We start from the raw sequence: 20,983 nt of genomic DNA, 5'->3' as shown, positions 1-20,983 counted from the left end.
GGGTGAGCCGCTGCGTCAGCGCGGTGAAGCCGGACAGATCCGCGAACCCGACACCGTATGTCACGCTCGCCGACGTATCGCGAATGACGGCCTCGAAGTAGGGTCGGGAACCGGTCATGTGGTGGAGATATACGACGCCTATCAAAGCCAGGGTGCGGGGAACGGTTTCAGCGACCTCGCGATAAGCGCGCGCCGTCTTGAGCTCGTCCTGGGTGTGCGTCATGAGGATGTCGGGCTGTGCCAGCCGCGCCATGGTGACACCTGCCTCGACGAGTCGGGCCATCGCCGCGCCGAGCACCCGCAGCCAGCCGAGCGCGGCGTCGTCACCCATCGTGGCCTTGGTCGCGACCCAGCCTTCCAACGCGTCGACATCGGCCTGGCTCAGCGCGGGCTGCTCGGGATCGGCGACGGTCAGACCGAGCACGGCCCACGCGCGCGACACCTCATCAAGCGTCACGCCGAGTGCCTCGGCGGCCGTGCGCAGGCTGTGGGTCGGGCGGCCGGACGCCATCACAACGTCACCGGCAAGCCCGAAAAGGCGGCCCCGGCTCTCGGCCTCCACCATCTCCTCGACGGTGAACCCGAGGCCGTCCAGGTACTCGATCAGCGGGGCTCGCTCGCGCGCATTGGCGATTCCGGCGGCTTCCAGCGCATCGAAATCGACCACGGATGAAAGTGTGCCAGCAGTGGCCGTACTGTGGACCGCCGTGAGCGAAATCCAGCACGGCCCGCTCGAGGATCGGCATCGTCAACTCGGTGCCAACTTCGCCGAGTTCTCCGGCTGGTTGATGCCGGTGTCCTTCGCGGGCACGGTGAGCGAGCACACCGCAACCCGCACCGCCGTCGGCCTTTTCGACGTCAGCCACCTCGGCAAGGCATCGGTGCGCGGCCCCGGGGCGGCGGCCTACGTCAACTCCGCGCTGACCAACGACCTGCGCAGGATCGGACCGGGCAAGGCTCAATACACGTTGTGCTGCACCGAATCCGGCGGTGTCGTCGACGACCTGATCGCTTACTACGTCTCCGACGACGAAATGTTTCTGGTGCCCAATGCCGCCAACACCGCGGCCGTTGTGGCCGCGCTGCAACAGAATGCACCGGCCGGGCTGACCATCACCGACGAGCACCGGTCGCGCGCCGTGCTCGCGGTGCAGGGGCCGAAGTCTGCCGAAGTCGTCGCGGCATTGGGGCTGCCAACCGACACGGACTACATGGGATATGCCGACGCGGCGTTCGGCGACGTCCCGGTTCGGGTCTGCCGCACCGGCTACACCGGCGAGCACGGCTACGAGCTGCTGCCGCCGTGGGACGAGGCCGGGGTGGTATTTGACGCGTTGGTCGACGCGGTTGGCCGGGCAGGGGGCGAGTTGGCCGGGCTGGGCGCCCGCGACACGCTGCGCACCGAGATGGGCTACCCGTTGCACGGCCATGAACTGTCGCTGGAGATCTCGCCGTTGCAGGCGCGCTGCGGATGGGCGATCGGCTGGAAGAAGGACACGTTCTGGGGCCGCGACGCGCTGCTGGCCGAAAAGGAAGCCGGGCCCAAACGACTGTTACGTGGTCTGCGAGCTGTCGGGCGCGGCGTGCTGCGGCCAGGCCTGACCGTGCTCGACGGCTCAACCCAGATCGGGGTGACGACGTCGGGAACCTTTTCTCCGACATTGAAAGTCGGCATCGCACTCGCGTTGCTCGACACCGCCCGTGACATCGCCGACGGGCAGCGCGTCGCGGTCGACGTACGTGGCCGTGAGCTCGAGTGCGTAGTCGTCAAACCACCATTTGTCGAGGCAAAAACCCGTTAGCACCCGGATATACAATCGGCCCATGACCGACCGCCTCGAGTTCACCGTCGATCGCAATACCGATCCGGCGAGCGACGAGGTACGTGCCGAGATACTGGCGAATCCGGGATTCGGCCGCTATCACACCGACCACATGGTGTCGATCGACTACCTCGACGGCAAGGGCTGGCACAACGCGCGGGTGATGCCGTACGGCCCGATCGAACTGGACCCGTCGGCCATCGTGCTGCACTACGCGCAGGAGGTCTTTGAGGGGCTGAAGGCCTACCGCTGGGCCGATGGCTCCATCGTGTCGTTCCGGCCGGAGGCCAACGCGGCGCGGCTGCGCTCCTCGTCGCGCCGGCTGGCGATCCCGGAGCTGCCCGAAGAAGCGTTCATTGAGTCGCTGCGCCAGCTCATCGCGGTCGACGGGCAATGGGTGCCGCCCGCCGGCGGTGAGGAATCGCTCTACCTGCGGCCCTACGTGTTCGCCACCGAGCCGGGCCTGGGTGTGCGGCCCGCCGACGAGTACCGGTACCTGGTGATCGGCTCGCCCGCCGGGGCGTACTTCCCGCGCGGCATCAAGCCCGTCAGCGTGTGGCTGTCGAACGAGTACGTGCGCGCCTGCCCGGGCGGCACCGGCGCCGCGAAATTCGGCGGAAACTACGCCGCTTCGCTGCTGGCGCAGGCACAAGCCGCCGATAACGGTTGCGACCAGGTGGTGTGGCTGGACGCCATCGAACGCCGCTTTGTCGAAGAGATGGGCGGGATGAATCTGTTCTTCGTGTTCGGCAGTGGCGGCTCGGCGCGGCTTGTCACCCCCGAGCTGAGCGGCTCACTGCTGCCCGGCATCACCCGGAACTCGTTGCTGCAGTTGGCTACTGACGCCGGCTTCGCCGTCGAAGAGCGCAAGATCGACGTCGACGAGTGGCAGAAGAAGGCAGCGGCGGGCGAAATCACCGAGGTGTTCGCCTGTGGCACCGCGGCCGTGATCACCCCGGTGTCGCATGTGAAGTACACCGACGGCGAGTTCACCATCGCCGACGGCGAGCCCGGCGAGATCACCATGGCCCTGCGCGACACGTTGACCGGAATCCAGCGCGGCACGTTTGCCGACACCCACGGGTGGATGGCCCGGCTGTCATGAGCACACAGAGTCCGGTCCTGGTCGCCCGTGATCAGGGGGAGCACTTCCTCGACACGCTCTACACCGCAAAGATCAACAGCGAGCAGTCGAACGGCGCGATCACGGCGATGGAGTTCCAGGCCCCGCGAAACTTCGGCCCGCCGCTGCACCGCCACGACGCCGAGGACGAAATGTTCTATATCATCGCCGGCGAGTTGTGGCTGTCGTGCGGCGACGTGGAGGCCGTGCACGGCGAAGGCGCGGTGGTCTGGTTGCCGCGGGGCCTGCCCCACACCTTCCAGGTCCGCTCCGAAACCGCGCGGGTACTCCACGTCTCAACGCCGGCACAGTTCGAACGCATGTTGGCCAGGCTGGGCCGACCGACCGAAAGCCCGGTCCTGCCCGAACCGGCGGAGATCGATCCGGCGCGGTTGGCCGAGGTATGCCGGGAGTTCTCCATCGAGGTGCTGGGCCCGCCGCCCCAACCCATCGGTTAGCGGATCGCCAGGCCGACAGCGGCCACCGTCGTCGTCACCTCGATCGCGGCGCCGAGTACGTCGCCGGTGACGCCGCCGAACCGGCGGACGCAGTGAGCCACCAGCGCCGCGCCGCAGGCCACCGCCACCAGGACGGCCAGCGGTCCCTGCCACGGTCGTGGACCCGCCAGCACCGCGAGCGCTGCGACGGCCACCAGCCAGGCCGCCACCACCGCGGCCGGTTGACTGCCGGCGACGATGGCGCCCAGCGTGCTGCCTTCGGCGGCGGGTATCGATCGGCGGCAGGCCAGCACCGCGGCAACCCGGCCCGCGGTCACCGCGACGACCACCGCGATCCAGCCGGCGATTCCGGCCGGGAGCGCCGCGAACGCCAGGCCCTGCACCGCCACCACGACCACGACGGCGGCGACCCCGAACGGGCCGGTCGACCCATCCCGCATCACCTGCAGCGCCCGCTGCGGCGGTCCGTAACAGCCGAGGCCGTCGGCGGTGTCGGCGAGGCCGTCGAGGTGCAGACCGCGGGTGGCGATCAGCAACGCCGTCACCGCCAGCATGCCGGTCAGCGGGTTGCCCGCCCCGAAGCCAAGCGCCGCCGCCCACAGCACCGCGGCGGCCAGCGCGCCTAGCGCGACGCCGACCACCGGCAGTGCCGTCAACACCCCGCGACCCAGCACTGGAGTGCCACGCGCCGGGAGGACGGTGCCGAACGCGAATGCCCCTGTGATCGAACGGATCACGACGAGACGCTGGCCTCGTCGAACGTGGCCATCGACGCCAACGCGGCCACCGCGGCCCGCACGACCGGCAGTGCGACGGCCGCGCCGGTACCCTCGCCCAGCCGCATCGCCAGGTCGACGATCGGCTCGAGCTCCAACCGCGCCAGCGCCAACCCGTGCGCGGGCTCGGTGGACCGGTGTCCCGCTTGCCACCACTGGCGGGCACCGGGCGCCAACAGTTCGGCCACCAGCGCCGCCGCCGTCACCACCACACCGTCGAGCAGCACCGGGGTGCGGCGCACGGCCGCCTGTGCGCAGAACCCGGCCATCGCGGCCAGGTCGGCGCCGCCGCACACCCGGAGCAGTCCGAGCGGATCCGCCGACAACCCGCGCGCCCGGTACAGCGCGTCGCGGACCGCGGCGGTCTTGCGCGACCATCCTTCGTCGTCGATCCCGGTGCCCCGCCCGACCACCGAGACCGGTTCGGCGTCTGTCAATGCGGCAATCAATGTCGTTGCGGCCGTGGTGTTCCCGATGCCCATGTCGCCGGCGATCAGTAGATCGGCTCCGGCGTCGACCTCCTCGTCGGCGATCCGGCGGCCCGCTTCGACCGCGGCCGCGGCCTCGTCGGCGGAGAGCGCATTCTGCACCGCGATGTTGCCGCTGCTGCGGCGCACCTTGTGCGCGCCAACGGCCGGCGACAACGGCTCGTCGACGTCGACGGCGATGTCGGCCACCCGGACGCTGGCTCCGGCGGCTTCGGCCAGCACGTTGATCGCGGCTCCACCGGCATCGAAGTTGGCGACCATCTGCGCGGTGACCTCGGGCGGATATGCCGACACCCCGGCGGCGGTGACCCCGTGGTCGCCGGCGAACACCACCACCCGCGCCCGCTGGAACGAACGCGGCGGGCAGGCCGCCTGACACGACGCCACCCAGACCGCGAGCTCTTCGAGCCGGCCCAGCGAACCGGGCGGCTTGGTCAACGTGTCCTGCCGGGCCCGTGCCCGTGCGGCAACTTCCTCGTCGGGTGCCGCGATCGGCGGAAAGTCCGTCACATTGGTCCTTTCGCTGGCCCCTTCACCGTGACCGGTTGTCCGGCCACCACCAGCACCACCCGCTCACACAGCGCGGCCAGTCGCCGATTGAGGGTGCCGAGTTCGTCGGCGAACCGGCGGCCGGTGACGGTTTCGGGCACCACCGTGAGCCCCACCTCGGGGGACACCAGAACCAGCTCGGTTTCGCACCCGGCGACGGCGTCGATCAGGTCATCGATGTCGGCGCTCACCGTTCCGCCGGTCCATGCCCCGGCACGGTCCATCGCCGCGGTCAACCAGCATCCGATGTCGTCGACCAACGTGGGGGAGTCCGGGTCGGACCGCAATTGCGTTGCCACGTCGGCGGTTTCGACCGTCGACCAATGGTCCGGCCGACGATCGCGGTGTGCTGACACCCGGGCCGCCCAGTCGGCGTCGTCCCCAGTGCCGGTGGCCAGATAACGCACCGGGCGCCGGCTGCCTGCGGAATCGGCGATCTGCGTCTCCGCCCACGCGGACTTGCCCGATCGGATGCCGCCGAGCACCAGAACGCGCACCGGTTATCAGACGACTTTGTCGCCGCGGTTGACCTGCGGCCGGGGCGCGCGCATCCGACGCAGCTGGGAAGCTCGGCTGGAAGCGTAGAACCCGAGCCGCCAACCGCTTTCGGTGTTGTCCGGGAACTTCGCATCGACCAGCCGATTCACCCTGCGGCCCAAGAAGAATCCGTCGATCACCATGATCGCCACCAGCGCCAGCATCGCCGGCGAGATCAGGAGCTGCAGCTGCGGGACCGCGAGCATGATGAAGATCAGGCCCAATGCGGACGGCATGAACAGGCCGAGCACGCTGATGCGGCGCGAATCGACCATGTCGCGGACGAACCGGCGCACCGGGCCCTTGTCCCGCGGCAACAGGTAGCCGTCCTCACCGGACATCATCCGCTCGCGGCGATCGGCCATTGCCGCGCGCCGGTGTGCCTTGTCTTCGCGTCGCTCCCCGCGGGACAGCTTAGGACCGCGCAGTTCCTTGCGCCGGCGCCGGGCCTCGGCGGTGGTCATCGGCGCCGGCGCCACCGGACCCCGGCGGCGGGCGGCATCGCGCTTCGGCGTCGGCCTGCCCTTGGGGGCGGTGGTGCTCGATTCCTTGCCAGCCGGTTCCGCTTCCGCGGGGGCCGCCGAACCGGCGCCCTCGGCTGGCGGGTTGTCTTTCTTGCGGCCCAGCAGGTTCACGCGAGCCAGCATAATCTGCTGAGATGGCGGGCCCGGACCACAATGGCCGACGCGTGCTGATCGCCCCCGACTCCTACGGCGACAGCCTCACCGCGGTGCAGGCCGCAGAGGCGATCGCCGTCGGCTGGCACCGGGCCCGACCGGATGACGAGCTGTCGCTGGCGCCGCAGTCCGACGGTGGGCCCGGCTTCGTCGGCGTGCTGGCCGGCCGGCTCGGCGAGCTGCGCACGCTGCGGGTCAGCGGCCCGCTGACCGCCGAGGCGGACGCCGACTGGGTGTATGACCCCTCCGGGACCGGCACCGCCTACATCGAAAGCGCGCAGGCCTGTGGCTTGGCGTTGCTGGGCGGTCCGCCGACCGTGCAGACCGCGTTGGCGGCGCACAGCCGGGGAGTGGGACAGCTCATCGCGGCCGCGGCGGCAGCCGGAGCGGGCCGGATCGTGGTCGGCCTTGGCGGCAGCTGCTGCACCGACGGCGGCCGCGGGATGGTGGAGGAGCTTGCTGCCGACGTGAGGAGCACAACAAGAGACCGCCTGACCGCGGCCCGCGGGCTGCTGGCCGGAATCGACGTGATCGCTGCCACCGACGTCGAGCACCCGCTGCTCGGCCCGATGGGCGCGGCGCGGGTGTTCGGCCCGCAGAAGGGTGCCGACCCCGACACGGTGGCTGTCCTGGAGCGGCGGCTGACCGCGTGGGGCGCCGAGCTCGATGCGGCCGCCGGGCGCGCGATCAGCGACGAACCCGGCGCGGGCGCCGCCGGCGGCATCGGGGCCGCGCTCTTCGCGCTCGGTGGCCGGCGCGAAGCCGGGGCGGCCGTCATCGCCGAACACACCGGCCTGGCCGATGACGTCGCCGCGGCCGACCTGATCGTCACCGGCGAGGGCCGCCTCGACAACCAGTCGCTACACGGCAAGGTGATCGGCGCGCTTGCCGCGCTGGCCCGCGGCACACCGGTGCTGGTGCTGGCCGGTCAGGTCGCCCTCGACGAGGCCACACTCCGCCCGGCGGGCATCTCGGCCGCGTTCGCGATCGCCGAGCACGCCGGATCCGTCCGGCTCGCCATCGACGACGCGGCCACCCAGCTGGCGGGATTGGCGGAGGTCACAGCCGCCAAACTCGGGAATAGCGGCCCAACAAGGTACCGTTGACCCGGTGGGCCCGTGTGGCCCCGGAGACCAAATGCCATTCAGGGAGACGCAATGACTGTTCAGGACGCGACTAGCACCGCCACCCACGGCGTGATCCTGACCGACGCCGCGGCCGGCAAGGCCAAGGCGCTGCTGGATCAAGAGGGCCGTGATGACCTGGCGCTGCGTATCGCCGTCCAGCCGGGCGGATGCGCCGGCCTGCGGTACAACCTGTTTTTCGACGATCGGAACCTCGATGGTGACCTGACCGCCGAGTTCGGCGGCGTCGCGTTGACGGTCGACCGGATGAGCGCCCCGTACGTGCAGGGCGCCACGATCGACTTCGTCGACAGCATCGAGAAGCAGGGCTTCACCATCGACAACCCCAACGCCGGCGGATCATGCGCCTGCGGGGACTCGTTCAACTGAGCTCAATGTCGCCGGACAGGCGGCTCCGGCTTTAGTACTGGCCGGCGGCGCGCAACAGGTAAGAGCAGACCAGGATCTCGTTGTCCTGGACCAGTAGCTGGGCCACGCCCTGCTCCTCGGATTCGCCCGCCTGGCCGCGGGTCCCGCTTGACGGGGTCGCCCGCATGGTGAACAGCACCTGCGCCTGATACTGCGACCAGAACACCATCTTGTCGATGGATGTCACCTCGGCCCCGCTGAATTGCTTGCGGAAGGCATCGCTGCTCAGGTCCGCCAGCGCAAGGTCCGATCGCTTTTCCTTGACGGAGTCGAAGATCCCGCACAGCGTGTGGCGGGCGATCGTCTCGTCGTCGCCGTTGGCGAGCGAGTCCAGATAGGTCTGGATAGCCGTCTGGGCGGTGGCCGGCGTCAGCGCGCTGGTGCCCCGTTCGTCGTCGGAGCGAACCGTCAGCACGAGCGCGGCCACCACGGCGGCCACCAGTGCCATCGCCAGCAGCGTGCCGGCGACGATCGGCCAGCGGCGGCGTTTCCGATACGGCATCGGCGGCGGCAGCATGCCCGGATAGGACGACGGCACAACGGGATTTTCCGGGTAGGGCTGGACCGGATAGGGTGGCGGGCCGACCGCTCCTGCGCCGTAGTCGGGCGGATACGGACCAGCCATACAGTTGCTCCCCAGGGGATGGTGTGCGATTGCCGTCTACAGTGACCGGACGGCACTTGTACGCAGGTTAGCGCACCCGGCTGATCCTGACGGCACCGTTAGGCTGGGTAAGCTTTTTAGACGACTTGATCAATTGAAGGGTGACGCTTCGTGACCATCGCGGTGACCGGATCGATTGCGACCGACCATCTCATGCGTTTTCCGGGACGGTTCTCCGAGCAGTTGCTCGCCGATCACCTGCAGAAGGTTTCGTTGAGCTTCCTGGTGGACGATCTGGTCATTCACCGCGGCGGGGTGGCCGGGAACATGGCCTATGCCATCGGAGTGCTGGGCGGCAAGCCGGTGCTGGTCGGTGCCGCGGGGTCGGATTTCGACGACTACCGAGCGTGGCTGGAATCTGCCGGGGTGGACTGCAACAGCGTGCTCATCTCGGAGACGGCCTACACCGCCAGGTTCGTCTGCACCAGCGACGAGGACATGGCCCAGATCGCCTCGTTCTATCCCGGCGCGATGTCGCAGGCCCGTGACATCTCACTGGCCGACGTCGTATCCCGGGTCGGCACACCGGAATTGGTGATCATCGGCGCCAACGATCCGGACGCGATGTTCTTGCACACCGAAGAGTGCCGCAAGCTGGGGCTGGCCTTCGCCGCCGATCCTTCTCAGCAGCTGGCCCGGCTGTCCGGCGACGAGATCCGCAAGCTGATCGACGGCGCCACATACCTGTTCACCAACGACTACGAGTGGGACCTGCTGCTGCAGAAGTCCGGCTGGTCCGAAGCCGAGGTGATGAACCAGATCGGGCTGAGGATCACGACATTGGGACCCAAGGGCGTCGACCTGGTCGGCAACGACGGCACGTTCATCCACGCCGGCGTGGTGCCCGAAACCCATCGCGACGATCCGACCGGCATCGGCGACGCGTTCCGCGCCGGCTTCCTCACCGGGCGCAGCGCCGGCTTGAGCTTGGAGCGCTCGGCGCAGCTGGCATCGCTGGTCGCGGTGCTGGTGCTGGAGGCGCCCGGCCCGCAGGAGTGGAACTGGGACCGCGGCGTCGCGGTCAAGCGGCTGTCCGACGCCTACGGCGACGAAGCCGGCACCGAGATTTCGGAGGCGCTTGGCGCCGACAGATAGCCGAGTGGCGCTGTCAATTAAAGCTGCACCGGGTAGTGCGGTTCGCTGATCTTTGGGGTCACGCTGCGCTCGACGAAGATGGCGTGCCACAGCATGAAGATCAGCACCGTCCACAGCCGTCGGCTGTGGTCGCTCGAGCCACTGCGGTGTTCGTCGAGCATCGCGCGGACCGCGGTGACGTCGACCAGCGCGCTGGCTCCGGACGACGCGACCAGGCCGTAGGCCCAGTCCAGCAGCTCACCCGCCCGCAGCCAGTGCCGGATCGGCACTGGGAAGCCGAGTTTCGGCCGATTCAGCACGTGCGCGGGCACGATCGGTTCCAGGGCCCGGCGCAACGCGAACTTCGTGGTGGCCCGGGTGATCTTCTGTTCCAGCGGCAACCGGGAGGCCACCGCGAACACCTCCGGGTCGAGGAACGGCACCCGCAGCTCGAGTGAGTTGGCCATCGTCATCTTGTCGGCCTTGACCAAGATGTCTCCGCGCAGCCAGGTGAACAGGTCGATGTGCTGCATGCGCGCGACCGGATCCCAGCCGTCGGATTCGGCGTATATCGGCGCGGTGACGTCGGTGTGGGTCCATTCCGGGCGGAAACTCCGCAGCACGGCCTGCAATTGTGCGTCGGAGAAGCTGCGCGCGTTGCCGTAGTAACGCTCTTCGAGGGTCTGGCTGCCGCGGTGCAGCAGGCTCTTGCCGCGCATGCCCTCGGGCAGTGGGGCGGACAGGGTCGCCATCGACCGGCGCAGCGGGCCGGGCAGATACTCAAATGGCCGCAGCGACAACGGTTCCCGGTAGATGGTGTAGCCGCCGAACAGCTCGTCGGCGCCCTCGCCGGAGAGCACCACCTTGACGTGCTTGCGCGCCTCCCGGGCGATGAAGAACAGCGGCACCAGGGCCGGGTCGGCGACGGGTTCGTCGAGATACCAAACGATTTCGGGCAACGCGGCGACGAACTCGGCCTGATTGACCACCTTGGTCACGTGCCGGGCACCGATCGCGTCGGCCGAGGCGACCGCGACGTCGACCTCGGAGAAGCCCTCCCGTTCGAAGCCGGTGGTGAAAGTGATCAGCCGCGGGTTGTGCCGCATCGCCAGCGCGGCGATCGCGGTGGAGTCGATACCGCCGGACAGGAAGGCGCCGACCGTCACATCGGCGCGCATGTGCTTGGCGACCGAGTCCTCCAGCACGGCGGTGATCTCGTCGTAGCGGGATTGCTCCTCATCGTTGGTGAACGGTATGGCCGCGAACCGCGGCGTGAAGTAACGGGTCAACTCCGGCTGCCCACCGGGCCGGATGCGGGCGTAGCTGCCCGATTCCAGCCGTCGCACGCCACGGTGCAGGGTCTCCGGCTCCGGCACGTACTGAAGCACCGTGTAGTGCTGCACGGCACGCTCGTCGATGCCGACGTCGATGCCCAGCTCGTCGGCGAGGTCCAGCAGGCACTTCTTCTCGCTGCCCACCGCCGTGCCGCCCGAGCCGGTGGCCATGAACAGCGGCTTGATGCCGAACGGGTCGCGCGCGCAGAACAACTCGCGCTCGTGGGTGTCCCACAGCGCGAACGCGAACATGCCGCGCAGCCGGGTCAGCGCGTCGGTGCCCCAGTGGTGGTAGGCGGCGATGATCGCCTCACCGTCGCCGTCGGTGCCAAATGTGGCGCCGCGGGTGGCCGCCAGCTCGTCCCGCAGCTCGAGGTAGTTGTAGATCTCGCCGTTGAACACCAGCACGTAGCGGTCGGGCGCTTCGGGTGGACCCCAGCGCAGCGGTTGATGGCTGTGCGCGATGTCGATGATCGACAGCCGGTTGAAGCCCAGCACGACGCTGTCGTCCGACCAGGTGCCGGGCTCGTCGGGCCCGCGGTGTCGCATCAGGTGCGACGCGCCGGCCACCGCGTCGACGAGCTCGGGTTCCACGGCGGCGGACGGGTCACGCAAAACGCCCAGCAGTCCGCACACCGCGCCAGTATGCCCAATCCGCGAGGTGTGTCGAGACTGGCACCCGAGGGTGGTCTACGCTGCGTAGTATTCGCCAGTACATCCGACTTCTAGGAGGCGCCAACGTGACACCTCGCGGTATCCGGGTGGTGGCGTTGTCAGTCGTCCTTGGCGCGACTGCGGTGTTGCTGTCCGGCTGCAGCTGGTCGGAGGTGCTGGGCCTGGGCTGGCCCGAGGGCATCACTCCGGAGGCCCACATCAACCGTGAGCTGTGGATCGGCTCGTTGATCGCCGCGCTGGTCGTCGGCGTGATCGTCTGGGGCCTGATCTTCTGGACCTCGGCGTTTCACCGGTACAAGAAGACCGACACCGAGCTTCCGCGCCAGTTCGGCTACAACATGCCGCTGGAGCTGGTGCTCACCGTCGCACCGTTCCTGATGATCTCGGTGCTGTTCTACTTCACGGTGGTGGTGCAGGAACGGATGCTGCACAAGGAGCCCAACCCCGAGGTCGTCATCGACGTCACCGCCTTCCAGTGGAACTGGAAGTTCGGCTACCAGAAGGTCAACTTCACCGACGGGACCTTCACCTACGACGGCGCCGACCCGGAGCGCAAGGTGGCCGTCGCGTCGGGCCCGGAGGGGCTGGAGGGCGAGCACGGCGGGGAGTTCGGCGCGATCGCCGGCAAGAATCCCGAAGATCGCGAGTACCTGAACTGGGACAAGGTCGAGACGCTGGGCACCAGCACCGAGATTCCGGTGCTGGTGTTGCCGGTGGGCAAGCGCATCGAGTTCGAGATCGCCTCGGCCGACGTGGTCCACTCCTTCTGGGTGCCCGAGTTTCTGTTCAAGCGCGACGTGATGCCGGATCCGAAGCCGAACAACTCCGACAACGTCTTCCAGGTCACCGAGATCACCAAGACCGGCGCGTTCGTCGGCCGCTGCGCCGAGATGTGCGGCACCTACCACTCGATGATGAACTTCGAGGTACGCGTCGTGGAACCCAATGACTTCAAGGCCTATCTGCAGCAGCGCATCTCGGGCAAGACCAACGCCCAGGCGCTGTCGGCCATCGACCAGCCGCCAAGGGCGGTCACCACCCATCCGTTCGACACCCGGCGCGGGGAGCAGTCACCCGAGGCCAGCAAGTAGGGATCTCATGCACATCGAAGCCAGGCTGTTCGAGTTCCTGACCGGATTCTTCGTCCTGTCGGCCGTGGTGTACGCCGTGTTGAGCGCGATGTTCCAGTACGGCGGTGTGGAGTGGGCCGGTACCACCGCGCTGGTCATGACCGCGGGACTGATGCTGATCATCGGCACCTTCTTTCGATTCGTGGCGCGCAGGCTCGAAACCAGGCCCGAAGACTACGAGGACGCCGAGATCAGCGACGGCGCGGGTGAGCTGGGCTTCTACAGCCCGCACAGCTGGTGGCCGATCATGATCGCGCTATCCGCGTCGGTGACCGCCGTCGGCGTTGCCCTGTGGTTGCCGTGGCTGATCGTCGGCGGCGCGTGCTTCGTGCTGGGGTCGGCGGCCGGCCTGGTCTTCGAGTACTACACCGGCGCCGAGAAGCACTGATCTCGCGGTAAAGGTCACAGCTGGGCGTCAGTTGGTCAGCTACCGCGCTGCGGAATTCGCTCCGCTCATCGGTTTGGGTAGTGTTGCCGAGGCACCGTCAGCCGCTTGCTGTCGCGCCGATGAAGTAGTCGAGAAGGATAGGCGTAAATGAGCGGGCCGAACCCCCCGGATTCTGAAGGGTCGGACACCCCGGACCAGGAACCGGGCGAACCTACCGAGGATCAAGTCACCCCGGATGCGACGGGCCAGACCGATATCCATTCGCAGGCGTATTCGGCGCCCGAGTCCGAACAGTTCACCAGCGCCCCGTACGTGCCCGCCGAACCGGGGCTGTACGACTACGACAGCTACGACCCGGCGACCGAGTTGGTCGCCACGCCAACCCCGCCGCGCTGGCCCTGGGTGGTCGGAGTGGTCGCGATCGCCGCGGCGGTCGCCCTGGTCGTCTCGGTGTCGCTGCTGGTGACCGGCACCGATAGCGACAACCTCGCCAACCCCGATACCACTACCACCACGGCGCCGCCGGCGCAGGACGAGATCACGACGACGCCGCCGCCGCCCCCGCCTCCGCCGCCGACGGAAGAGCCGCCGCCTCCGCCACCGGAGACCGTGACGGTGACGCAGGAACCGCCGCCGCCACCGCCAGCGCCGGAAGCGCCGCCGCCGCCACCACCACCACCGGCGACCACGACGCCTGCTCCGGCACCGCCGACGACGACGCGGTCCGGTCCGCGTCAGGTCACCTACTCGGTGACCGGGACGAAGGCGCCCGGTGACATCATCACCGTCACTTACGTCGACGCGTCGGGCCGCAGTCGCACCCAGCGCAACGTCTATATCCCGTGGTCGCTGACGGTGACGCCGATCTCGGCGTCCGAGGTGGGCTCGGTGCAGGCGTCCAGCCTGTTTCTGGTCAGCAGACTGAACTGCTCGATCACGACCAGCGACGGCACCGTGTTGTCGTCCAATACCGGCAACTCCGCGCAGACCAGCTGCTGATGACATACGTCAGCGCCGAGGCCGAGCTGAAGCAGGACCGCATGCTGCTCTTCGCGTGTGCGGCGATCTGGCTGGCCGTGCTGGGGTCCGGTGTCGCGGCCACGGTGGCCCTGGTCGACCTCGGCCGAGGCCACCCGGCATCCTCCGGCACGTCGGACACGCCCTGGCTGCTGTACAGCGTCATCGCGGCGTCGGCGCTGGTGATCGCCGGGTCGATTCCGCTGCTGCTGCGGGCCCGTCGCGCCGCGCTGGCCGATCCGCGTGCGGGGCGCGGCGCCGCCATCCGGCCGGCTGCCGGCCAGTCCTTCCCGACCGCCGCGCGGCCGGCGCTGACCGCGCAACGGGAGGCACCGACGGCGCGAGTGCGGGCATTCGGCACCCGCAGCGCCTATCCGTCGCCATCGGCGCGCAGCACATTCGACGCCGCATTACCGGCCGCGGTGGACCGGCTGTGGCTGCGCTGCGCCGTGGTGCTCGCGTGCGCCATGGGTGTCGCGCTGCTGGCCGTCGGCGTAGCCACCTACCTGATGGCGGTCGGCAACGACGGCCCGGCCTGGATCGCTTACGGCGCAGCCGGACTCGTCACATTGGCGATGCCGGTAGTCCCGTTGTTCTTCTTGCGCCAGCTGCGCGAGCTGCTGGACGCGTCCGGCTATTAGCGTCGCGTCAGTGGTGCCCGTCCGTCTCGCCGTCTGACGAGCCGTTGCGGTCCTGATGCTCGCGTACCACGGTGAGCGCCTTGCGCTCCGCGGCGTGTTCGGCCTCGGCGAGCGCCTCGTGCTCGTCGACCGGATCGGCGAACATGAAGCTGCCGGACCCGGGGGAGCCCGCCGACCCGAGCTTGTTCATCCGCTTGGGCAGGGCCGCGCCCTGGTACTCCAACGGAATCGGGTGGCCGTGCTCGTCCACCGGACCGAGCGGCTGGTGCAACTCGATGTAGGCACCGTGTGGTAGCCGCTTGATGATGCCCGTCTCGATGCCGTGCTCGAGCACCTCCCGGTCGCTGCGCTGCAGGCCGATGCACCACCGGTAGGTGATGTAGTAGACGATCGCCGGTAGTACCACCATGCTGATGCGGCCGATCCACGTCGTCGCATTCAGCGAGATGTGGAACTTCAGCGCGATGATGTCGTTCATCGCGCTCAAGGTCAGCACCATGTAGAACGCGATGGCCATCGCGCCGATCGCGGTGCGCACCGGGGCATCTCGTGGCCGCTGCAACAAATTGTGGTGGGCCCGATCACCGGTCACTCGCTGTTCGATCCATGGGTAGACGGTCAGCAAGACGAATATCACGCCCATGATCAGTGCCACCCAGACCGCGGCCGGCACGGTGTGACCCAAGAAGTACAACTCCCAGGCGGGGAAGATCCGCGCCAGGCCTTCGGTCCACATCATGTAGAAGTCGGGCTGACTGCCGGCCGACACATGCGACGGCTTGTACGGACCTAATTGCCAGATCGGGTTGATCTGCAGCAGGCCGCCCATCAGGCCGAGGATGCCGACGATCATCGCGAAGAACGCGCCGGACATGACCGCGAACACCGTCATGACGCGCACGCCGACGACGTTGGTCTCGGTACGCCCGGGGCCGGGGAACTGGGTGTGCTTCTGGAACCACAGCAGCGCCAGGTGAAGTCCGATGAGCGCCAGCATGATTCCCGGGATGATCAGGATGTGCAGTGCGTACATGCGCGGGAGCCAGTAGCCGTCCTGTGCGCACATGTATCCGACCCCGCCGCAGGGGAAGTCGCCGCCGAACAGCGCCCAGTGCAACCACGTACCGATCACCGGCATGCCCAGCGTGATGGAGCTCAGGGCGGCCCGCAGCCCGATGCCGGACAGCAGGTCGTCGGGCAGCGAGTAGCCGAAGTATCCCTCGAACATCGCCAGGATCAGTAGCAGCGAGCCGATCGCCCAGTTGACCTCGCGCGGACGGCGGAATGCGCCGGTGAAGAAGATCCGGGCGAGGTGCACCATGATCGCCGCGGCGAACAACAGTGCCGCCCAGTGGTGGATCTGGCGGACGAACAGGCCGCCGCGCACCTCGAAGCTGATGTCGAGGGTGGACGCATAGGCCTTGGACATCTCGACGCCGCGCAGCGGCTGGTACGCGCCCTCATAGATGATTTCGGCCATCGACGGATCGAAGAACAGCGTCAGGTACACGCCGGTGATCACCAGCACGATGAAGCTGTACAGCGCGATCTCGCCCAGCAGGAAAGACCAGTGGGTGGGGAAGACCTTGTTCAGCTGGCGTCGCACCGCCGCCGACGGGTGGTAGCGCGAATCGATGGCATCGCCTTGGTCCGCCGCGATGTCGGCCAGTTTCGGTGGTTTCGGCAGTTTCGGATTCAATTTGTTTGCTCCCAGAATGCCGGTCCGACGGGCTGGATGAAGTCGCCGTTGGCGACCAGATAGCCGTCCTGGTTAATGGTGATGGGCAGCTGCGCCAATGCGCGCGCAGCCGGGCCGAACATGGGTCTCGCGAAGTGCAACGCGTCGAACTGCGACTGGTGGCACGGGCAGAGGATGCGATAGCTCTGCTGCTCGTACAGCGACGAGGGACAACCTAGATGCGAGCACACCTTGGTAAAGGCAAACAGATCGCCGAAGTTGAAGCTCTCCTGGCCCTTGCGCTTGACGACACGCGGCAGGTCCTGGGGCCGAATCCGGATGAGCATGACCGGGTTTCGCACACCCATGGTTATTTCAGCGAGCTTGTGGTGCGACTCGACGGTGGTGCCGTCGCCGTCGGATTCCCGCCACGGGAACACCGTCTCCATGCCGCCGGCGTCGATGTCCTCGGGACGCATCTTGACGTAGGTCCCATTGCCGGTGGCGCGTGCCAAGAAGATGGTTTCGCCCTCGAAGCGGGGTGTCCAACCCGTGGTCCACAGCACCGCTTTGTTTCCCTCGGCGGTCGGCACGACGGGCCTCCACGGGTTCTTGATCAGACCACCAACGAACGCGACCAGCGTGCCCAGCCCGAATGCACCCAGGCTGATGCCCAGTGACAAGCCAATCAGCTTGCGCCGCTTGATTGTTGAGGTCTCCAAGGTATCGGAGAGGTTCGCCGCGATGGTCTTGCGCTGGATCTCGGGGGAGCGACCGTCGTGGCGTTGCTGGATGCTGATCTCTTCTGGGATGAACTTCTTCTGGTACAGCACCGCGCCGACGCCGATCGCCAAGATCGACAACCCGAACGTCAACCCGTACAGCGGCGTCGCCAGGTCATACCAAATGTGCCCGGGGGTTTCCTTCCCCTTGTACTCCCACGGCCAAAACACGAAGACCAACACCAAGGCCAGACCCGAAAAGCCGCCCAGCAGAAGCCAATACGCCACCGCGCGCTCGGTGCGCTTCTCGGCCTTGGTGCCCGGAACCGGCCACCGCTCGTCCTTGTAGACGATCTCGACGCCGTCCATCTTGCCGCCCAGTTCGAGCAGCTGCTCGCGCGACATCGAGGCCAGTTCGGCATCGCTGGGCTGCCCGGGGACGCCTTGCTGCCCGGGGGTGTCCGTGCCCTTGACGTCTTCGCCGTCGGTGCTCATGCTCGTGAACCAATCCACACGGCCGCGCCGATGACCGCGACAATCCCGATGATCCAGATCGCCATGCCCTCCGACGTCGGCCCGAAGCCGCCGAGGCCGTATCCACCGGGGTTGGGCGCCTCGGTCGCCATCCGGACATACGCCACGATGTCGCGCTTCTGCTCGGGGGAGAGCTGGCGATCGGAGAATTTCGGCATGTTCTGCGGTCCGGTCAGCATGGCGGTGTAGATCTGCGCCGGATTGGCCCCGGCCAGGTCGGGGGCGTACTTGCCCGATGACAGTGCGCCGCCCTTGCCGGTGAAGTTGTGGCACGACGAGCAGTTCAGCCGGAACAGGTCCCCGCCGGCGGCCACGTCCTTCCCGATCAGCGACTGCTGCGCAATCTGGTCGTCCGGGTCGCGGGGAACCACCGGCCCGCCGCCGTTGGCCTGCACGTAGGCGCCGAGCGCGTCGATCTGCGCCTCGTCGAACTGCGGCGGCTTCTCCGGCGCCTGGGCCTCGCCGCGCATGGCGGGCATCCGGCCGGTGGACACCTGGAAGTAGACCGCGGCCTCGCCGACGCCGATCAGGCTGGGCCCGCGGTCGGGAATGCCCTGCAGATTGACGCCGTGGCAGGTCACACACGAGGTGTCGAACAACTGCTTGCCGGTGCGCAGCAGCGCCGACGCGGACTCGTCGGCGACGGCCACCTGCGGCGACGGCGTCAGGGTGGCCGCCAGGCCGCCCGCGGCCCCCAGCCCGATCAGCAGCAGCACCGCCGCTGACAGCCGCCGACGGAGTCGACGGTGCCGCAATGTCGCCGGCCTTCCGGCTGCGCGGGATTTGCTGGTCATCGAACCCCTTCTCATCGAACGCATCGGCGAGCCGATCATCGGACGAAGTAGATCGTGGCAAACAGGGCGATCCACACGATGTCGACGAAATGCCAGTAATACGAGACGACGATCGCGGCGGTGGCTTGTGCGGGAGTGAACTTGCTCATCGTGGTGCGGGCGAGAAGGAAGATGAACGCGACCAGCCCGCCGATGACGTGCAGGCCGTGGAATCCGGTGGCCAGATAGAAGACCGAGCCGTAGGCGCTGCTGGAGATCGAGGTGCCATGTCCGACCAGCTGGATGTACTCGTAGCCCTGGCCGAGCACGAAGAACAGGCCCATCAGGAACGTGATGACGTACCAGCGCCGCAGTCCGAACACGTCGCCGCGCTCGGCGGCGAACACGCCCATCTGGCAGGTGAATGACGAGGCGATCAGCACCAGCGTGACCGGCACGGCCTGAAACAGATTCAGTTCGGTGGGTGGCGGGGGCCACTCCCCGCCGGCCTGGGACCGCGCGGTGAAGTACATCGCGAACAGTCCAGCAAAGAACATGAGTTCGCTGGAAAGCCATACGATGGTGCCGACACTGACCATGTTGGGCCGGTTCAGCGAATGTACGCGCGACGTGATCGCGGTTCCCGAGGTCCCTACAGCGCTCGTCACAACGCAAGTATGACGCTTTGTAGTTGTTCTTCTCCACCCGGGTGGAGCAATTCGTCATAATCTGCGGGTGGGATTTCTTCAAACCGGGCCGAGCAGCCCGAGCTGGCCGCTGATCCTGGGCCGGCTGACCACCCGACAGTCGCTGGCGCCGGGTCAGGCGGCCTGGGCGATGGACCAGATCATGGCCGGCACCGCGACGCCGGCACAGATCGCGGCCTTCGGCGTGTCGATGAAGATGAAGGGGCCGACGGCGGCCGAGGTGACCGAGCTGGCCAACACCATGCTCGACTACGCGCGCCGGGTGCCCACCGACAAGATCGGCAACGACACCGTCGATGTCGTCGGCACCGGTGGCGACGGCGCGCACACGGTGAACCTGTCGACGATGGCGGCCATCGTGGTGGCGGCCAGCGGGGTGCCGGTGGTCAAGCACGGCAACCGGGCCGCGTCATCGCGCAGCGGCGGCGCCGACACGCTGGAAGCCCTCGGCTTGCGCATCGACCTCGGCCCCGAAGAGGTCGCCCGCAGCGTCGCCGAGGTCGGCATCGGATTCTGCTTCGCACCGCAGTTCCACCCGTCATACCGGCACGCGGGCGCCGCGCGGCGCGAAATCGGGGTGCCGACGGTGTTCAATCTGCTTGGGCCACTGACGAATCCGGGCTCGCCGCGCGCCGGCCTGATCGGCTGCGCCTGGGCGGACCTGGCCGAGGTGATGGCCGGCGTGTTCGCCACCCGCAGGTCGAGTGTGTTGGTGGTGCACGGCGACGACGGGCTCGACGAGTTGACCACGACGACGACCAGCACCATCTGGCGCGTGCAGGCCGGCACCGTGGAGAAGCTGACATTGGATCCCGCCGGTTTCGGGTTCGCCCGCGCCGAGCTTGCGCAACTGGTGGGCGGCGATGCCGACGCCAACGCCAAAGAGGCGCGGGAGGTGCTGGCCGGCGCCAAGGGCCCGGTCCGCGACGCGGTGGTGCTCAATGCCGCGGGCGCGATGGTCGCCCACGCCGGGCTAACCAGCGGCGCCGAATGGCTGTCGGCGTGGGAATCCGGCTTGAATCGCGCCACCGAGGCGATCGACTCCGGGGCGGCCGAAAAGCTGCTCGCGCGTTGGGTGGGGTTCACCCAGAAGGTGTGAGCCGTCTTCGGCATCGATGGCCTGTTCGGCGGCCAGTCGAGCGGACCGCGCCGCGGCCGCCCACGACGCCCAACGCCCGGCCGAGGCATGCGGTGATGCGTAACCGGGGTCGGCCCGCACGATACGCACGCCCGGTTCGGCCAGCCAGCGTGCGATCAGCGCCACCTCCTCGACCAGCGCGCCGCCGAGTGGCACCGAGAACGGCAGAATCGCTTGTGCCGCAGCGCTAATCGCGTCGACCACCGGCATCGGTGGCACGCCGCGACGGGCCAGGCCGGCCGCCGCCAGTTGACCGGAGCGGATCACCGCGAGCTGCCAGCCGCCGTCGCCGTCCGGGCGCGCCGCGACCAGCTCGCCGACCGCCGCCAGCGCGCGCAGCCGTTGACCGCGCCACAGCACGTCGATCGCGGCGGCGGCATGATCCCGCAGCCGTGCGGCGGATTCGTAGCGGCGGGCCTGGGCCAGTTCGGCGATGCGGGACAACACCGCCGACAGTGCGGTGTGGTCGCCGCCGCCGATCAGCGCCACCGCCCGACGCGGCGCCTCCGCGTACCCGGCGGCCG

General features: G+C 68.3%; 22 protein-coding genes. 11 read left to right on the top strand and 11 right to left on the bottom strand.

From position 1 onward, the window contains the following. A partial coding sequence (locus ACRDU5_RS14390) for an adenylate cyclase regulatory domain-containing protein (RefSeq protein ID WP_526615259.1) occupies positions 1-667 on the bottom strand: 667 nt, incomplete at its 3' end. Positions 668-707: 40 nt separating this feature from the next. Here ACRDU5_RS14390 and gcvT point away from each other — a divergent pair. From gcvT to ACRDU5_RS14375, 3 genes are read left to right on the top strand one after another with little or no spacing between them, the layout of a single operon-like run. Beyond that, positions 708-1,802 (top strand): glycine cleavage system aminomethyltransferase GcvT, encoded by a 1,095-nt coding sequence (gene gcvT, locus ACRDU5_RS14385; protein WP_526615258.1) that lies wholly within the window; start codon positions 708-710, stop codon positions 1,800-1,802. 22 nt (positions 1,803-1,824) lie between these two features. Beyond that, positions 1,825-2,928, top strand: a complete 1,104-nt coding sequence (locus ACRDU5_RS14380) for a branched-chain amino acid aminotransferase (RefSeq protein WP_526615256.1) — start codon at positions 1,825-1,827, stop codon at positions 2,926-2,928. Next, positions 2,925-3,404, top strand: coding sequence for a cupin domain-containing protein (locus tag ACRDU5_RS14375; RefSeq protein ID WP_526615254.1), 480 nt, complete (start codon positions 2,925-2,927; stop codon positions 3,402-3,404). Before ACRDU5_RS14380 ends, ACRDU5_RS14375 begins: the two co-directional genes overlap by 4 nt. Here ACRDU5_RS14375 and ACRDU5_RS14370 read toward each other — a convergent pair. From ACRDU5_RS14370 to ACRDU5_RS14355, 4 genes are read right to left on the bottom strand one after another with little or no spacing between them, the layout of a single operon-like run. After that, the gene (locus ACRDU5_RS14370) at positions 3,401-4,141 is read right to left on the bottom strand and encodes an adenosylcobinamide-GDP ribazoletransferase (protein WP_526615253.1); all 741 of its coding nucleotides are present in this window, start codon (positions 4,139-4,141) and stop codon (positions 3,401-3,403) included. The genes ACRDU5_RS14375 and ACRDU5_RS14370 overlap by 4 nt on opposite strands. Then, positions 4,138-5,178, bottom strand: a complete 1,041-nt coding sequence (gene cobT, locus ACRDU5_RS14365) for a nicotinate-nucleotide--dimethylbenzimidazole phosphoribosyltransferase (protein ID WP_526615251.1) — start codon at positions 5,176-5,178, stop codon at positions 4,138-4,140. Before cobT ends, ACRDU5_RS14370 begins: the two co-directional genes overlap by 4 nt. Further along, a complete protein-coding gene (locus tag ACRDU5_RS14360; protein ID WP_526615250.1) occupies positions 5,175-5,714 on the bottom strand; it encodes a bifunctional adenosylcobinamide kinase/adenosylcobinamide-phosphate guanylyltransferase in 540 nt (179 codons plus the stop codon). The genes cobT and ACRDU5_RS14360 overlap by 4 nt, the downstream gene beginning before the upstream one ends. A 6-nt stretch (positions 5,715-5,720) precedes the next feature. Next, positions 5,721-6,389, bottom strand: coding sequence for a DUF3043 domain-containing protein (locus ACRDU5_RS14355; protein ID WP_526615249.1), 669 nt, complete (start codon positions 6,387-6,389; stop codon positions 5,721-5,723). Positions 6,390-6,412: 23 nt separating this feature from the next. On the opposite strand from ACRDU5_RS14355, the gene ACRDU5_RS14350 reads away from it, so the two are divergent. Both ACRDU5_RS14350 and ACRDU5_RS14345 read left to right on the top strand, forming a co-directional pair. Continuing rightward, complete coding sequence (locus ACRDU5_RS14350; protein WP_526615248.1) at positions 6,413-7,537, top strand: glycerate kinase; 1,125 nt, start codon at positions 6,413-6,415, stop codon at positions 7,535-7,537. Between the two features lie 51 nt (positions 7,538-7,588). Further along, positions 7,589-7,945, top strand: coding sequence for an iron-sulfur cluster assembly accessory protein (locus tag ACRDU5_RS14345; protein WP_526615246.1), 357 nt, complete (start codon positions 7,589-7,591; stop codon positions 7,943-7,945). A 31-nt stretch (positions 7,946-7,976) separates the two neighbouring features. On the opposite strand, the gene ACRDU5_RS14340 is transcribed toward ACRDU5_RS14345, so the two are convergent. Continuing rightward, a complete protein-coding gene (locus tag ACRDU5_RS14340) occupies positions 7,977-8,609 on the bottom strand; it encodes an Rv0361 family membrane protein (protein ID WP_526615245.1) in 633 nt (210 codons plus the stop codon). A 150-nt stretch (positions 8,610-8,759) separates the two neighbouring features. Here ACRDU5_RS14340 and ACRDU5_RS14335 point away from each other — a divergent pair, with 150 nt between their 5' ends. Next, positions 8,760-9,743 carry a carbohydrate kinase family protein gene (locus ACRDU5_RS14335; protein ID WP_526615244.1) on the top strand — a complete coding sequence of 328 codons (984 nt, stop codon included), beginning with the start codon at positions 8,760-8,762 and terminating at the stop codon, positions 9,741-9,743. Positions 9,744-9,760: 17 nt separating this feature from the next. Here the strand turns inward: ACRDU5_RS14335 and asnB are convergent, their stop codons facing one another. Then, on the bottom strand, positions 9,761-11,692 hold the full coding sequence (gene asnB, locus ACRDU5_RS14330; protein WP_526615243.1) for an asparagine synthase (glutamine-hydrolyzing): 1,932 nt from the start codon (positions 11,690-11,692) through the stop codon (positions 9,761-9,763). Between the two features lie 59 nt (positions 11,693-11,751). Between asnB and ctaC the strand changes: the two genes are divergently transcribed. The 4 genes from ctaC to ACRDU5_RS14310 all read left to right on the top strand — a co-directional run bounded on the left by ctaC (position 11,752) and on the right by ACRDU5_RS14310 (position 14,907). Then, the gene (gene ctaC, locus ACRDU5_RS14325) at positions 11,752-12,822 is read left to right on the top strand and encodes an aa3-type cytochrome oxidase subunit II (protein WP_526615260.1); all 1,071 of its coding nucleotides are present in this window, start codon (positions 11,752-11,754) and stop codon (positions 12,820-12,822) included. A gap of 7 nt (positions 12,823-12,829) precedes the next feature. Then, positions 12,830-13,249, top strand: coding sequence for an aa3-type cytochrome oxidase subunit IV (gene ctaF, locus ACRDU5_RS14320; protein WP_526615242.1), 420 nt, complete (start codon positions 12,830-12,832; stop codon positions 13,247-13,249). 147 nt (positions 13,250-13,396) lie between these two features. Further along, a complete protein-coding gene (locus ACRDU5_RS14315; RefSeq protein ID WP_526615241.1) occupies positions 13,397-14,248 on the top strand; it encodes an MmpS family transport accessory protein in 852 nt (283 codons plus the stop codon). Continuing rightward, positions 14,248-14,907: a DUF2561 family protein gene (locus ACRDU5_RS14310; protein ID WP_526615240.1), complete on the top strand. Its 660-nt coding sequence runs from the start codon at positions 14,248-14,250 to the stop codon at positions 14,905-14,907. The genes ACRDU5_RS14315 and ACRDU5_RS14310 overlap by 1 nt, the downstream gene beginning before the upstream one ends. Before the next feature lie 7 nt (positions 14,908-14,914). Here ACRDU5_RS14310 and qcrB read toward each other — a convergent pair whose 3' ends face one another. The 4 genes from qcrB to ctaE are packed head-to-tail and all read right to left on the bottom strand — an operon-like array spanning position 14,915 to position 19,282. Beyond that, complete coding sequence (gene qcrB, locus ACRDU5_RS14305) at positions 14,915-16,606, bottom strand: cytochrome bc1 complex cytochrome b subunit (RefSeq protein WP_526615239.1); 1,692 nt, start codon at positions 16,604-16,606, stop codon at positions 14,915-14,917. Beyond that, positions 16,603-17,802 (bottom strand): cytochrome bc1 complex Rieske iron-sulfur subunit, encoded by a 1,200-nt coding sequence (qcrA, locus tag ACRDU5_RS14300; RefSeq protein ID WP_526615238.1) that lies wholly within the window; start codon positions 17,800-17,802, stop codon positions 16,603-16,605. Before qcrA ends, qcrB begins: the two co-directional genes overlap by 4 nt. Continuing rightward, the gene (gene qcrC / locus ACRDU5_RS14295; protein WP_526615237.1) at positions 17,799-18,635 is read right to left on the bottom strand and encodes a cytochrome bc1 complex diheme cytochrome c subunit; all 837 of its coding nucleotides are present in this window, start codon (positions 18,633-18,635) and stop codon (positions 17,799-17,801) included. The genes qcrA and qcrC overlap by 4 nt, the downstream gene beginning before the upstream one ends. A gap of 35 nt (positions 18,636-18,670) precedes the next feature. Continuing rightward, positions 18,671-19,282: an aa3-type cytochrome oxidase subunit III gene (gene ctaE, locus ACRDU5_RS14290; protein ID WP_526615236.1), complete on the bottom strand. Its 612-nt coding sequence runs from the start codon at positions 19,280-19,282 to the stop codon at positions 18,671-18,673. 67 nt (positions 19,283-19,349) lie between these two features. Here ctaE and trpD point away from each other — a divergent pair, with 67 nt between their 5' ends. Next, positions 19,350-20,420: an anthranilate phosphoribosyltransferase gene (trpD, locus tag ACRDU5_RS14285; protein WP_526615235.1), complete on the top strand. Its 1,071-nt coding sequence runs from the start codon at positions 19,350-19,352 to the stop codon at positions 20,418-20,420. Positions 20,421-20,983 lie beyond the last annotated feature (563 nt).

This window comes from Mycobacterium sp. (assembly GCF_050701515.1).
Classification (GTDB): domain Bacteria; phylum Actinomycetota; class Actinomycetes; order Mycobacteriales; family Mycobacteriaceae; genus Mycobacterium.
Note: the sequence above shows the minus strand (reverse complement) of the source record. Positions and strands in the feature narration are given on the sequence as shown.